We start from the raw sequence: 14,767 nt of genomic DNA, 5'->3' as shown, positions 1-14,767 counted from the left end.
ACCCGCACAGCAACATTTAAGAGCGCATAGCCTACCTGAAAATAACGATTTCACACGGGTAAATTAGTTAATTTTATTAAAGTCAGATTAGTCGTAATCGCGGGTAATTACTGTTTTTTGTCTGGTTCAGCATAATCGATTCCCGTTTGCAGATAACGGGCAATAAAAAAAGGCGATTGCTCGCCCTTTGCTGATCATATCGTGCTATCAAGCAGTAAAATTATTCGCCGATTTTTGCCCAGGTATCACGCAGACCCACAGTGCGGTTGAACACCAGTTTCGACGGCTGCGAGTACACGCTGTCAGCGCAGAAGTAACCTTCGCGCTCAAACTGATACGGCGCCAGCGCGCTGGCGGCACGCAGACCCGGCTCAACGAAGCCCTGTTTGATCTCCAGCGAGTTCGGGTTAATGGTGGTGAGGAAATCCTCGGCCGCTCCCGGATTTGGCACGCTGAACAGACGATCGTACAGGCGGAATTCGGCAGGCAGCGCGTGAATCGCCGACACCCAATGGATAACGCCTTTCACCTTGCGGCCATCGGCCGGATCTTTGCTCAGGGTGTCGACATCGCAGGTAGCGTAGATGCAGGTGATGTTGCCGGCTTCATCTTTCGCCACGCGCTCGGCACGAATGACGTAAGCGTTACGCAGACGAACTTCTTTACCCAGCACCAGACGTTTGTACTGCTTGTTGGCCTCTTCACGGAAGTCGGCACGATCGATCCACACCTCACGGCTGAACGGCACCTCACGCGTGCCCATCTCCGGTTTGTTCGGGTGGTTCGGCATGCTGATGATTTCTTCATGCCCGGCCGGCAGGTTCTCGATCACCACTTTCAGCGGATCCAGCACCGCCATGGCGCGCGGCGCGTTCTCGTTGAGGTCGTCACGAATGCACGACTCCAGCGACGCCATCTCAACAATGTTGTCCTGCTTGGTCACACCGATACGGCGGCAGAATTCGCGGATTGACGCCGCGCTATAGCCACGACGGCGCAGACCGGATACGGTCAGCATGCGCGGATCGTCCCAGCCTTCAACAATCTTCTCGCTCACCAGCTGCGTCAGCTTACGCTTCGACATCACCGCATATTCCAGATTCAGGCGCGAGAACTCATACTGACGCGGATGCACCGGAATGGTGATGTTATCCAGCACCCAGTCGTAGAGACGACGGTTATCCTGGAACTCCAGCGTACACAGGGAATGGGTGATGCCTTCCAGCGCATCGGAGATGCAGTGGGTAAAGTCGTACATCGGATAGATGCACCACTTGTTGCCAGTCTGGTGGTGTTCGGCAAATTTAATGCGGTACAACACCGGATCGCGCATCACAATAAAGCTGGATGCCATGTCGATTTTGGCACGCAGACAGGCTTTGCCCTCTTCGAAGCCGCCATCACGCATCTTCTGGAACAGCGCCAGGTTCTCTTCCACGCTGCGATCGCGATACGGGCTGTTTTTGCCCGGCGCGGTTAGCGTGCCGCGGTATTCACGGATCTGCTCTGGCGACAGCTCGTCAACGTAGGCCAGACCTTTGTTGATCAGCTCAACCGCGTAGTTGAATAGTTGGTCAAAGTAGTCAGAGGAGTAACGAATGTTGCCGCTCCACTCAAAGCCCAGCCATTGCACATCATTCTTGATCGATTCAACGAACTCCATATCCTCTTTGACCGGATTGGTGTCGTCGAAACGCAGGTTGCACTGCCCCTGATAATCTTGTGCGATACCAAAGTTCAGGCAGATCGATTTTGCATGGCCAATATGCAGGTAACCATTGGGCTCAGGCGGGAAACGGGTATGCACACTGTTGTGCTTACCGCTCGCCAAATCTTCGTCGATGATCTGACGAATAAAGTTCGTTGGGCGGGCTTCAGCCTCACTCATCTCAAAATCCTCAAAACAATAGCGGGTGATTTGTACCACGAAGTAACGGAGTATGATCCACAAAGCGCTGAAGGGAAACAACCGTTTGTTGGTCGTTTTAAAACAAAAAAGGCAGGAATTGCTTCCTGCCTTCAGTGACGATCAAAACCTGTTAATTTTTGACTTCATACAGCGGCGTAACGCCTGCCACCACGGTACCGCCTGCCAGCAGATTCAGACCAGCGAAATCATCGCTGTTGCTGACCACCACCGGGCTGATCATCGAACGCGCATTGGCGTTGAGGAAGTCCAGATCCATTTCGAGGATCGGCTGACCCGCTGTGACGGTTGCGCCCTCTTCCACCAGACGGGTAAACCCTTTACCTTCCAGCGCGACGGTATCGAGACCCATGTGCACGACAATCTCGACGCCATTTTCGGCTTCAAGGCAGAATGCATGGTTGGTGTTGAAGATTTTCACCACGGTACCCGCCACCGGCGCGACGACAGTTTTATCGCTCGGTTTGATCGCCAGGCCATCGCCTACCGCTTTGCTGGCGAAAGCTTCATCCGGCACGTTTTCCAGCGCTACCACTTCGCCACTGACCGGTGCCAGCAGCGTTGCAATCACCTTTTTCTCGCTGTTGCGCACGGCCTGGGGCTGAGCAGCCGCAGGCGCGGCGGTGGTTGCCGCAGCAGGTGCCGCTGCGCCGGCTACCGGACCTTTGCTCAGTACGGTTTTCATCGCGGTCGCAATGCTTTCGGCCTGCGTACCAACAATGATCTGCACGCTCTGCTTGTTAAGGCGGATCACACCAGAAGCACCGAGGCGTTTGGCCACGCTTTCATTCACCTGCGCCGAGTCTTTCACATTCAGACGCAGACGGGTGATGCAGGCGTCGATGTTGGTCAGGTTGTCAGAACCGCCCACCGCGCCGATGTAGCGACGTGCCAGAGATTCGGTTTCGCTCTCACCGTTGCTGCTGTGATCAACGTTGACGTCGTAGCCATCTGTCTCATCACCGGCAGCCAGCTCGCGGCCCGGCGTCAGCAGGTTGAATTTCTGAATGGTGAAGCGGAACACCACATAGTAGATGACGAAGAACACCAGACCCTGCGGGATCAGCATCCACCAGTGCACAGCCAGCGGGTTACGCGTCGACAGCACCATGTCCACCAGACCGGCACTGAAACCGAAACCGGCAATCCAGTGCATGCTGGCAGCGATGAAGACCGAAATACCGGTCAGCACGGCGTGGATGACATACAGCACCGGTGCCACGAACATGAAGGAGAATTCCAGTGGCTCGGTGATGCCGGTGAAGAAGGCGGCGAATGCCGCTGCCAGCATGATACCACCGACTTTAGCGCGGTTTTCCGGACGTGAGCAATGATAGATTGCCAGCGCCGCACCCGGCAGACCGAACATCATGATCGGGAAGAAGCCCGCCTGATAGCGACCGGTGATACCCGGGATGCCGGTACCGTTGGCGATAGACTGCGCGCCGCCCAGGAATTTCGGAATGTCGTTGATGCCTGCCACGTCGAACCAGAACACCGAGTTCAGCGCGTGGTGCAGGCCAACCGGAATCAGCAGACGGTTAAAGAAGGCGTACACGCCCGCACCGACCGAGCCCAGTTTCTGAATGTGCTCACCAAAGCTCACCAGACCGCCGAAAATGATCGGCCAGACGTACATCAGGATAAAGGCGACCACAATCATCAGGAAGGAGACCAGGATCGGCACCAGACGGCGACCGCTGAAGAACGACAGCGCCTTAGGCAGCTCAACGTGGCTGAAGCGGTTATAAACTTCCGCCGAGAGAATGCCCACCAGAATGCCGACAAACTGGTTGTTGATTTTACCGAAGGCGGCAGGCACCTGCTCCACCGGCATTTTCTGAATCATGGCCACCGCGGCGGGTGAACACAGGGTAGTAACCACGAGGAAACCTACAAAGCCGGTTAATGCCGCTGCACCGTCTTTATCTTTTGACATGCCGTAAGCCACACCGATGGCGAACAGCACGGACATATTGTCGATGATGGCAGAACCCGATTTGATCAGCAGTGCTGCCAGCGCATTGCCTGCGCCCCAGCTGTCCGGATCGATCCAGTAACCTACCCCCATCAGGATTGCCGCTGCCGGCAGGGTCGCTACCGGCACCATAAGCGCGCGGCCGACCTTTTGCAGATATCCTAAAATACTCACCTTATTCTCCCCCTATGAGACTGGCGTTTTGCCGTGATGCGGGTTGATTTTATTATCCCGGCACCCGGTACCTTGATGACACACTTCACCACGAGGCGCAGTGTAAAGATAAATTAATTCGCCTCGCAAATTAAAACCAGTGCAACTGTGACTTTAATCACCAAAATGGACGTTTTTCACTGCGAAATGCTAGCCACCACCACAAACTTATTTTATGATGAAAAATATCAGGTCGCACTTTTCCAACGCCGCGAGCGCGCAAACGGGTTACCCTATAAGCAGCCAGCTGCAGCAGTAAACGCGACCCTAACTTTCCAATCTTAACTGAGGTGAAGACATGAGACTGATCCCTTTGGCCACACCGACCCAGGTGGGTAAATGGGCTGCACGCCATATCGTTAATCGCATCAATGCCTTTAAACCCAGCGCAGACCGTCCCTTTGTGCTGGGACTGCCAACCGGCGGTACGCCGCTGGAAGCCTACAAGCACCTGATCGAGATGCATAAAGCGGGCCAGGTTAGTTTCAAACACGTGATCACCTTCAATATGGATGAGTATGTCGGTCTGCCGAAAGAGCATCCGGAAAGCTATCACAGCTTTATGTACCGTAACTTTTTCGATCACGTTGATATTCAACCAGAAAATATCAATCTTCTGAATGGCAATACCGAAGATATTGACGCAGAATGTCGCCAATACGAAGAGAAGATCCGCGCACTGGGTAAAATCCACCTGTTTATGGGCGGTGTCGGCAACGATGGCCACATTGCGTTCAACGAGCCGGCTTCTTCGCTCTCTTCCCGCACCCGCATTAAAACCCTGACGCACGACACCCGTGTGGCGAACTCGCGTTTCTTCGACGGCGATGTTGATCAGGTGCCTAAATATGCCCTGACCGTGGGCGTCGGCACGCTGCTGGATGCGGAAGAAGTGATGATTCTGGTGACCGGCCACGTCAAAGCCCAGGCGCTGCAGGCGGCGGTAGAAGGTAACGTCAACCACATGTGGACCATCAGCTGCCTGCAGCTGCACCCGAAAGCGGTGGTGGTGTGTGATGAGCCAGCCACCATGGAACTGAAAGTGAAAACCGTGAAATATTTCCGCGAAATGGAAGCGGAAAATATGAAGGGTGTGTAACAACACGTTGTAGAAAGCCTGCTGTTAAGCGCAGCAGGTTCAGCCGGGAGAAGAGATGATGTACGCATTAGTTAACGGCCGGATTTTTACCGGTCATGAAGTTCTGGACAATCACGCCGTGGTGATTGCCAATGGCCTGATTGAGCGTGTCTGCCCGCGCGATGCGCTGGACGCCGCAATTCCACAACAAGATGTGGCTGGTGCGTTCATCGCTCCCGGATTTATCGACCTGCAGCTCAACGGCTGCGGCGGCGTGCAGTTCAACGATGACATCAATGCCCTGAGCGTGGAAACGCTGGAGATCATGCAGCGTGCCAATGAAAAATCCGGCTGCACCAGCTATTTACCGACGCTGATTACCAGCAGTGATGAACTGATGAAGCGCGCGATTGAAACCATGCGTGCTTACCTGGCGAAGCATCAGAATCAGGCGCTGGGCCTGCATCTGGAAGGTCCGTGGCTGAATAAAGAGAAGAAAGGCACCCACAATCCGCAGCTGATTCGTTTGCCGGATGCGGAGCTGGTGGATTTCCTATGCGCCAACGCTGACGTCATCACCAAAGTTACGCTGGCACCGGAAAATGCGGGCAGCGCGGTGATTCGCCAGCTGCGTGACGCCGGAATTATTGTGTCGTCTGGTCACTCTAATGCCACCTATGCCGAAGCCAAAGCGGGCATCAGCGCGGGCGTCACTTTTGCCACCCACCTGTATAACGCCATGAGCGCCTTTAGCGGTCGTGAGCCAGGTCTTATCGGTGCGCTGTTTGATTCGCCTGATGTATACTGCGGCATTATTGCAGACGGTTTACATGTCAATTACGCTAACGTGCGCAATGCAAAACGAATCAAAGGCGACAAACTGGTGCTGGTGACCGATGCCACCGCGCCGGCCGGTGCGTCGATTGATCAATTCATTTTTGCAGGTAAAACAATATACTATCGCGACGGCCTGTGCGTAGATGAGAACGGTACCCTGAGCGGATCTGCGCTGACGATGATTGAAGCGGTGCAGAATAGCGTGGAACATTGTGGTATCGCGCTGGACGAAGCGCTGCGCATGGCGACCCTGTATCCGGCAAGGGCAATGGGTGTGGAAAAGCAGTTTGGTACGGTGGAAGCAGGAAAAGTCGCCAACCTCACTGTCTTTACCCGCGATTATCAAATCACTAAGACGTTCGTCAACGGAGACAACGTCCTCAGCGAGTAAGTACTGAATGACCACTGGCGGCCAGACTCAAATAGGAAATGTCGATCTTGTCAAACAACTTAACAGTGCAGCTGTTTACCGGCTGATTGATCAACAGGGGCCGATTTCGCGTATTCAGATTGCCGAACTCAGCCAGCTTGCGCCCGCCAGCGTCACCAAAATTACCCGTCAGCTTATCGAACGCGGCCTCATCAAAGAGGTGGAGCAACAGGCCTCCACCGGTGGGCGCCGCGCCATCTCCATCATCACCGAAACCCGCCATTTTCATACCATCGGCGTGCGCCTGGGGCGCAACGATGCCACGCTGACGCTGTTCGATCTCAGCGGAAAATCGCTGGCGCAGGAAGATTATCCGTTGCCGGAGCGCACCCAGGAGACGCTGGAGAACGCGCTGTTCAACGCCATCAGTGCCTTTATGAGCGCGCACCAGCGTAAAATTCATGAGCTGATCGCTATCGCGGTGATCCTGCCGGGGCTGGTCGACCCGATTAACGGCATCATTCGCTACATGCCGCACATTGCCGTCAGCCACTGGCCGCTGGTGGCGAGCCTGAAAAAACGCTTCAACGTCACCAGTTTTGTCGGGCACGATATCCGCAGCCTGGCGCTGGCTGAGCACTATTTCGGTGCAAGCCGCGACTGTGCAGACTCCATTCTGGTGCGTTTACACCGCGGAACCGGCGCCGGCATCATCGCTAACGGCCACATTTTTCTCGGCAGCAATGGCAACGTAGGTGAGATTGGCCACATTCAGGTCGATCCGCTCGGCGAACGCTGCCACTGTGGCAACTTTGGCTGCCTCGAAACCATCGCCGCCAACGGCGCGATTGAGAACCGTGTGCGCCACCTGCTCAATCAGGGTTATCCCAGCAGCCTGACGCTGGATGATTGCCAGATGCCGCAAATCTGCCGCGCCGCCAATCAGGGCGACGCGCTGGCCTGCGAAGTGATCGAATACGTTGGCCGCTATCTCGGCAAAGCGATCGCTATCGCCATTAACCTGTTTAACCCGCAAAAAGTGGTGCTGGCCGGCGAAATTACCGATGCCGACAAAGTGCTGTTCCCGGCGATTGAGGGCTGCATTAACACCCAGGCGTTGAACGCGTTTCGCAAAAATCTGCCCGTGGTGCGGTCAGAGCTTGACCATCGTTCGGCAATTGGCGCTTTCGCGCTGGCAAAACGCGCTATGCTGAATGGCATTCTGCTGCAGCACCTGCTGGAAGAATAATAGAAAGCCTGCCGGCTGGCAGGCCCGACCGGAAGCCACCTATGACCATCAAAAGCGTAATCTGTGACATCGACGGCGTGTTGATGCACGACAATACCGCCGTGAAAGGCGCAAACGAATTCCTGCAGCGCATTCTGGAAAAAGAGATGCCGCTAGTGGTACTAACCAACTATCCGTCACAAACCGCGCAGGATCTGGCCAACCGCTTTGCCAACGCCGGCGTCGACATCCCGGATTCGGTGTTCTACACCTCCGCCATGGCCACCGCGGATTTCCTGCGTCGTCAGGAGGGCAAAAAAGCCTACGTGATTGGTGAAGGCGCGCTGATTCATGAACTGTATAAAGCCGGTTTTACCATCACTGACGTCAACCCGGATTTCGTCATCGTCGGCGAGACGCGATCGTTTAACTGGGAAATGATGCATAAAGCCGCTTTCTTTGTAGCTAACGGTGCGCGTTTTATCGCGACCAATCCTGATACCCACGCACGCGGCTTTGTGCCGGCCTGTGGCGCGCTCTGTGCCGGTATCGAAACCATTTCCGGCCGCAAACCGTTTTATGTCGGTAAGCCCAGCCCTTACATCATGCGCGCCGCACTGAATAAAATGCATGCGCATTCAGAAGAGACGGTGATTGTGGGCGATAACCTGCGCACCGATATTCTGGCTGGCTTCCAGGCCGGTCTGGAAACCATTCTGGTGCTGTCCGGCGTCTCTACGCTGAGCGATATCGACGCCATGCCGTTCCGTCCGGACTGGATCTACCCTTCCGTGGCTGATATCGACCTGTTCTGATTAGCGTCATGCTGTCTGCTTATGGCCCTGCTCGCCGTTACGGTGTGCAGGGCTTTTTTATCTGTCTGGCACACCGCTGTGATTCAGCCGCTGACGCGATCTCATCGGCTGCGCACAAAACCATCACTTCTGACAATTCATTAGACACCATCTAATTTAATCGCTAATTTTTTGAATAAAATACAACATTACTTCACACCAACAATCTTTTTATCAGTATTTGGTGATTTCGCTTGCGTTACCACCATCAATTAGCGCATTTTCTTATACATCACGCAGCGCAGGCTGCCGGACAAACAAGTCAATAACATCGCCACAGGGTGAGATCAGGAGTCAGTTATGTGTTCGATTTTTGGTGTGCTGGATCTGAAGACCGATCCTGTTGAACTGCGCAAGAAAGCGCTGGAATGTTCGCGTCTGATGCGTCACCGCGGCCCGGACTGGTCAGGTGTCTTCGCTGATGAGAAAGCCATTCTGGTGCACGAGCGCCTGTCCATCGTTGACGTGAACAACGGCGCCCAGCCGCTGTACAACGCGGATCACACCCACGTACTGGCTGTTAACGGCGAAATTTATAACCACCAGGCGCTGCGCGCGGAACTGAGCGATCGTTACGCGTTCCAGACCGGTTCAGACTGCGAAGTCATCCTCGCGCTGTATCAGGAAAAAGGCCTCGACTTCCTCGACGATCTGCAGGGCATGTTCGCCTTCATTCTGTGGGACAGCGTCAAACAGCAGTATCTGATTGGCCGCGATCACATCGGTATTATTCCCCTCTATATGGGCAACGATGAGCACGGCAACCTGTATGTTGCTTCTGAAATGAAAGCGCTGGTGCCGGTGTGCCGCAGCATCAAAGAGTTCCCGCCGGGAAGCTACCTCTCCAGCACCGATGGCGAAATCCGTCGTTACTGGCAGCGTGACTGGATGGATTTTGCCGCCGTGGCGCAAAACACCACCGATGCCGCTGGCCTGAAGCACGCGCTGGAAGAGTCAGTGAAGAGCCACCTGATGTCAGACGTACCGTACGGCGTGCTGCTGTCCGGCGGCCTCGACTCTTCCATCATCTCTGCGGTGACCAAGCGCTATGCCGCCAAACGCGTGGAAGATCAGGACAAGAGCGATGCATGGTGGCCGCAGCTGCACTCCTTTGCCGTCGGTCTGGAAGGATCGCCGGATCTGAAAGCGGCGCAGGCGGTGGCCGATCACCTCGGTACCGTGCACCATGAAATTCACTTCACCGTGCAGGAAGGTCTGGATGCGATCCGCGATGTGATTTACCACATCGAAACCTACGATGTGACCACCATTCGCGCGTCGACACCGATGTATCTGATGTCGCGTAAAATCAAAGCGATGGGCATCAAAATGGTGCTGTCCGGTGAAGGTGCGGATGAAGTGTTTGGCGGTTACCTCTACTTCCACAAGGCACCGAACGCCCAGGAGTTCCACGAAGAAAACGTGCGTAAGCTGCTGGCGCTGCACATGTTTGACTGCGCGCGCGCTAACAAAGCGATGTCGGCGTGGGGCGTGGAAGCACGTGTGCCGTTCCTTGATAAGAAATTCCTTGATGTCGCGATGCGCATCAACCCGGAAGACAAAATGTGCGGCAGCAACGGCAAAATGGAAAAACACATTCTGCGTGAGTGTTTCTCCTCTTACCTGCCGGAGAGCGTGGCATGGCGTCAGAAAGAGCAGTTCTCTGATGGCGTAGGCTACAGCTGGATTGACACGCTGAAAGAAGTGGCGGCGAAGCAGATTAGCGAGCAGCAGCTGGCGACCGCACATTTCCGCTTCCCGCACAACACGCCAACCTCGAAAGAAGCGTATCTGTACCGCGAGATCTTTGAGGAGCTGTTCCCACTGCCAAGCGCGGCAGAGTGCGTGCCGGGCGGTCCATCCGTGGCCTGTTCGTCGGCGAAAGCCATTGAGTGGGATGAAGCATTTAAATCGATGGACGATCCGTCAGGACGTGCGGTAGGCGTGCATCAGTCAGCGTACAAATAAGCATTTTCTTTGTGCGTATAAGGGGCCCATTGTGGCCCCTTTTTCTTGCATCTGACGCGGATACGATCGAAAATTGCCGAATAAATCATCAGCCTGGTTACAAGCCAGACAAACAGGCGCGTTAAGGCAAAAAACGGCAAAAAATTTGTTGACGCTACAAAGCTCAATACGCATAATGCGCCCCGCAACGCCGATGAAGGTAACGCGAAAAAAGATGGCTACGTAGCTCAGTTGGTTAGAGCACATCACTCATAATGATGGGGTCACAGGTTCGATTCCCGTCGTAGCCACCATCTTTTTGCGGGAGTGGCGAAATTGGTAGACGCACCAGATTTAGGTTCTGGCGCCGCAAGGTGTGCGAGTTCAAGTCTCGCCTCCCGCACCATTTCAGTCTTCGGCAGCCGGATGGGGTATCGCCAAGCGGTAAGGCACCGGTTTTTGATACCGGCATTCCCTGGTTCGAATCCAGGTACCCCAGCCAATCCGATGCACTCTCGTGGATACGAGTCGACGAATGGGATATCGCCAAGCGGTAAGGCACCGGTTTTTGATACCGGCATTCCCTGGTTCGAATCCAGGTATCCCAGCCATCATCGGGTGCAGTAAAGCAGTACAATCTGGCTACGTAGCTCAGTCGGTTAGAGCACATCACTCATAATGATGGGGTCACAGGTTCGATTCCCGTCGTAGCCACCAAACAAATTGGGGTGTCGCCAAGCGGTAAGGCAGTGGATTCTGATTCCACCATTCCGGGGTTCGAATCCCTGCACCCCAGCCATACAAAGACAATTTGACCAAACACCTATTGGGGTGTCGCCAAGCGGTAAGGCACCGGATTCTGATTCCGGCATTCCGGGGTTCGAATCCCTGCACCCCAGCCAAATTGCACAACAGGCCCGCTTTTGCGGGCTTTGTTGTTTTTGTCGTTCCTGAATTTCACGCCTTATACAACAAATGACGCCGCCACAATTGCGGCGCCCGGTGTGTTTACAACCCCAGCGCGTAACGCAGCACCTGACGCTTGAGCACGCCAGCATTCTCTGCCGCAATCAGTCCAAGGTTACGCACCACACGCAGCGGCGGCAGCGCGTTGCTAAAGGCGAAGTAGAACAGATCCATACCGCCCTGCATCAGCAAGTTATCTTTGTAGCGCTGGCGGTGATAACGCTGCAATACCGGCAGCGATGCCCAGCGCTGCGCCTGGCTGCGCGCATCCACCAGCGTATCAATCAGCGCATCCACATCGCGGTAGCCGAGATTAACCCCCTGCCCGGCCAGCGGATTGATGGTGTGTGCAGCATCACCGACCAGCGCCAGGCCCGGCAGCACATAGCGCGTGGCATGGCGGCGCACCAGCGGAAACGACGCCGCGTTCTTCACCTCGAAGCGGCCGACACGCGCCGGGAAGTTGGCCTGTACTTCTTTGGCCAGCTGGCTGAGCGGCAGATTTTGCAGCTGACGGATCCGTGCCGGCGCGTCGTACCACACCAGCGAAGCGTGACGATCGAACAGCGGCAGAAACGCGCGCGGTCCATCCGGCGTAAATTGCTGCCAGGTGACATCGCCGGCCTCGTGTTCACACTCAACGCTGATTAGCATGCAGGATTGCGCATAGTTCCAGCCGCGCACGCCGATACCCGCCAGCTGTCGCACGCGCGAATGAGCACCATCGGCCCCCACCACCAGCTGGCTATCCAGCGTGCTCCCGTCATCCAGCTGCAGCTGCCAGCCGCCGCTGTGCGCCTGCAGCGTCTGCAGTGAGGCCGGACACAGCAGCGTTACGCCATCCTGCTGCATCTGCTCCCACAGCGCGCGCTGCAGCACGCTGTTTTCCACCATATAGCCCAGCTCGGGAATGCCCAGTGCAGCGGCGTCAAAGGTGACGTGTGCGCTTTGCCACTCCCAGGTTTCCAGCTTGCGGTAGGGCGCGCTGCGCATCGCCTGGACACGCGGCCAGACATTGAGCTGGCGCAGCAGCGCCACCGATGACGCACCAATGGCGGAGATACGTATATCCGGCGCCAGGCTGGCGTCAAACGCGGCCGGTTCGGCACGCTCAATCACCGCCACGCGAAACTGCTGCTGCGCCAGACCACAGGCCAGCGCGGCACCGACCATGCCGCCGCCCACCACCACCACATCAAACTGTGAATCCTGCATTGACTCTTATCCTTCTGATTGCCGTGACGCCTTGCGGCAGCACTCTATGTGGCAAAGTGTACCGGAAATTTACCGCACCAGCAGAAAAGCCCTGCTAACCTTGTGCTTCAGACGGCTCAGCCGTGTGAAATATAACCGGGCATCATGCCCTCAATAATTCGTGCGCCGGGAAGGCGGCAAGCAAGGATCTCCCCGGGAGCTTACATCAGTAAGTGACCGGGGGAGCCGCGCGCAGCCAACGCACCTGGCGTGCGAAGTATAACCGGGCATCATGCCCTAAATAATTCGTGCGCCAGGAAGGCGGCAAGCAAGGATCTCCCCGGGAGCTTACATCAGTAAGTGATCGGGGGAGCCGCGCGTAGCCAACGCACCTGGCGTGCGAAATATAACCGGGCATCATGCCCTAAATAATTCGTGCGCCGGGAAGGCGGCAAGCAAGGATCATCCCGGGAGCTTACATCAGTAAGTGACCGGGGGAGCCGCGCGCAGCCAACGCACCTGGCGTGCGAAGTATGACGGGCATGCTGGTCACACCCGCGCCAAAGCATTACAATACGCGCCCTGCACTTCTCTGCTCAGAATCAATGGCTAGTTCAATGACCAAAAAACTGCATATCAAAACCTGGGGCTGTCAGATGAACGAATATGATTCATCGAAGATGGCTGACCTACTGAACAGCACGCACGGCTATACCCTGACGGAGGAAGCCGAAGACGCAGACGTTCTGCTGCTGAATACCTGCTCCATCCGTGAGAAGGCGCAGGAAAAAGTGTTTCACTTGCTGGGACGCTGGAAGAAGCTGAAGGCGAAGAATCCTGAGCTGATTATTGGCGTGGGCGGCTGTGTGGCTTCGCAGGAGGGCGATAAAATTCGCCAGCGCGCGCAGTGCGTGGACATCGTTTTTGGCCCGCAGACGCTGCATCGTCTGCCGGAGATGATTAATCAGGTGCGCGGCAGCAAAAGCCCGATTGTTGACGTTTCGTTCCCGGAAATCGAAAAGTTTGATCGCCTGCCGGAGCCGCGTGCTGAAGGGCCTACGGCTTTTGTCTCGATCATGGAAGGCTGCAATAAGTATTGCACTTTCTGCGTGGTGCCTTATACGCGCGGCGAGGAAGTGAGCCGTCCCTGCGATGACATCCTGCTGGAAGTTGCCCAGCTGGCGGCACAGGGCGTGCGTGAAGTGAATCTGCTGGGGCAGAACGTCAACGCCTATCGCGGCGCAACCTTTGACGACCAGATTTGTACCTTTGCCGAGCTGCTGCGTCTGGTGGCCGCGATTGACGGAATTGACCGGATTCGTTTCACCACCAGCCATCCGATTGAGTTCACCGACGACATCATCGACGTTTATCGTGATACGCCGGAGCTGGTGAGCTTCCTGCACCTGCCAGTGCAGAGCGGTGCCGATCGTATTCTGACGCTGATGAAGCGAGCGCACACTGCACTGGAGTACAAAGCGATTATCCGCAAGCTGGTGGCCGCGCGCCCGGATATCCAGATCAGTTCAGATTTCATCATTGGCTTCCCGGGCGAAACCCAGCAGGATTTCGAGCAGACCATGAAGCTGATCGGCGAAGTTAATTTCGACACCAGCTTCAGCTTTATCTACTCGGCGCGTCCGGGTACGCCAGCGGCCGATCTGCCGGACGACGTGCCGGAAGAGGAGAAGAAGCAGCGTCTGTACATTTTGCAGGATCGCATCAATCAGCAGGCGATGGCATGGAGCCGCCGCATGCTTGGTACCGTTCAGCGTATTCTGGTGGAGGGCACCTCACGTAAGAATGTGATGGAGCTGACCGGCCGTACCGAAAACAACCGCGTGGTCAACTTTGAAGGCGACGTGCGCATGATCGGTAAATTTGTTGATGTCGAAATCGTCGATGTTTATACCAATTCGCTGCGTGGCGTCGTGGTTCGCACCGAAGAGGAGATGGGCCTGCGCGTCGCGGAGAGTCCGGCATCGGTGATTGCGCGTACGCGTAAAGAGGATGAGATCGGCGTGGGCCTGTATCAACCTTGAGACCGCGATTACTGAGCGACAGCGCACAACGCGCTGTCGCCTGTTTCATCCCGCAGCCCTTGCTTTCCGCAGCTGCCGCCCAAATATCTTCCCTGAAGCTTGCGCCCGGGCGCGACCCCATAAATAATTCCGT

Annotated in this window: 9 protein-coding genes and 7 tRNA genes; 13 read left to right on the top strand and 3 right to left on the bottom strand. The window is 55.8% G+C overall.

Going from position 1 to position 14,767, the window contains the following annotated elements:
- Positions 1-220: 220 nt before the first annotated feature.
- Both glnS and nagE read right to left on the bottom strand, forming a co-directional pair.
- On the bottom strand, positions 221-1,888 hold the full coding sequence (gene glnS / locus F3J36_RS15230; RefSeq protein ID WP_058757889.1) for a glutamine--tRNA ligase: 1,668 nt from the start codon (positions 1,886-1,888) through the stop codon (positions 221-223).
- A 151-nt stretch (positions 1,889-2,039) separates the two neighbouring features.
- A complete protein-coding gene (nagE, locus tag F3J36_RS15225; protein WP_058758041.1) occupies positions 2,040-4,073 on the bottom strand; it encodes an N-acetylglucosamine-specific PTS transporter subunit IIBC in 2,034 nt (677 codons plus the stop codon).
- 343 nt (positions 4,074-4,416) lie between these two features.
- Here nagE and nagB point away from each other — a divergent pair, with 343 nt between their 5' ends.
- From nagB to F3J36_RS15165, 12 genes are all read left to right on the top strand, one after another.
- The gene (gene nagB / locus F3J36_RS15220) at positions 4,417-5,217 is read left to right on the top strand and encodes a glucosamine-6-phosphate deaminase (RefSeq protein ID WP_166719968.1); all 801 of its coding nucleotides are present in this window, start codon (positions 4,417-4,419) and stop codon (positions 5,215-5,217) included.
- A gap of 58 nt (positions 5,218-5,275) precedes the next feature.
- Positions 5,276-6,424 carry an N-acetylglucosamine-6-phosphate deacetylase gene (gene nagA, locus F3J36_RS15215; RefSeq protein ID WP_058758042.1) on the top strand — a complete coding sequence of 383 codons (1,149 nt, stop codon included), beginning with the start codon at positions 5,276-5,278 and terminating at the stop codon, positions 6,422-6,424.
- Between the two features lie 7 nt (positions 6,425-6,431).
- Positions 6,432-7,652 carry an N-acetylglucosamine repressor gene (locus tag F3J36_RS15210; RefSeq protein WP_021508564.1) on the top strand — a complete coding sequence of 407 codons (1,221 nt, stop codon included), beginning with the start codon at positions 6,432-6,434 and terminating at the stop codon, positions 7,650-7,652.
- A 41-nt stretch (positions 7,653-7,693) separates the two neighbouring features.
- Positions 7,694-8,446, top strand: coding sequence for an HAD-IIA family hydrolase (locus F3J36_RS15205; RefSeq protein WP_021508565.1), 753 nt, complete (start codon positions 7,694-7,696; stop codon positions 8,444-8,446).
- A gap of 339 nt (positions 8,447-8,785) precedes the next feature.
- Entirely contained in the window at positions 8,786-10,453 is a 1,668-nt protein-coding gene (gene asnB / locus F3J36_RS15200) for an asparagine synthase B (protein WP_058757891.1), read from the top strand.
- A gap of 216 nt (positions 10,454-10,669) precedes the next feature.
- A tRNA-Met gene (locus F3J36_RS15195) sits at positions 10,670-10,746 on the top strand.
- Between the two features lie 7 nt (positions 10,747-10,753).
- Positions 10,754-10,838, top strand: a tRNA-Leu gene (locus F3J36_RS15190).
- 21 nt (positions 10,839-10,859) lie between these two features.
- A tRNA-Gln gene (locus F3J36_RS15185) sits at positions 10,860-10,934 on the top strand.
- Positions 10,935-10,968: 34 nt separating this feature from the next.
- Positions 10,969-11,043, top strand: a tRNA-Gln gene (locus F3J36_RS15180).
- A gap of 29 nt (positions 11,044-11,072) precedes the next feature.
- Positions 11,073-11,149, top strand: a tRNA-Met gene (locus F3J36_RS15175).
- A gap of 7 nt (positions 11,150-11,156) precedes the next feature.
- Positions 11,157-11,231 (top strand) — tRNA-Gln (locus F3J36_RS15170).
- A gap of 28 nt (positions 11,232-11,259) precedes the next feature.
- Positions 11,260-11,334: transfer RNA gene (locus F3J36_RS15165), tRNA-Gln, on the top strand.
- Positions 11,335-11,440: 106 nt separating this feature from the next.
- Here the strand turns inward: F3J36_RS15165 and ubiF are convergent.
- On the bottom strand, positions 11,441-12,613 hold the full coding sequence (gene ubiF, locus F3J36_RS15160) for a 3-demethoxyubiquinol 3-hydroxylase (protein ID WP_166719967.1): 1,173 nt from the start codon (positions 12,611-12,613) through the stop codon (positions 11,441-11,443).
- A 596-nt stretch (positions 12,614-13,209) separates the two neighbouring features.
- Here ubiF and miaB point away from each other — a divergent pair.
- Positions 13,210-14,634, top strand: a complete 1,425-nt coding sequence (miaB, locus tag F3J36_RS15155; protein ID WP_021508568.1) for a tRNA (N6-isopentenyl adenosine(37)-C2)-methylthiotransferase MiaB — start codon at positions 13,210-13,212, stop codon at positions 14,632-14,634.
- Positions 14,635-14,767 lie beyond the last annotated feature (133 nt).

This window comes from Pantoea sp. Cy-640, assembly GCF_011752635.1.
Classification (GTDB): Bacteria; Pseudomonadota; Gammaproteobacteria; order Enterobacterales; family Enterobacteriaceae; genus Pantoea; species Pantoea dispersa.
This window is presented reverse-complemented; position numbering and strand designations above follow the sequence as displayed.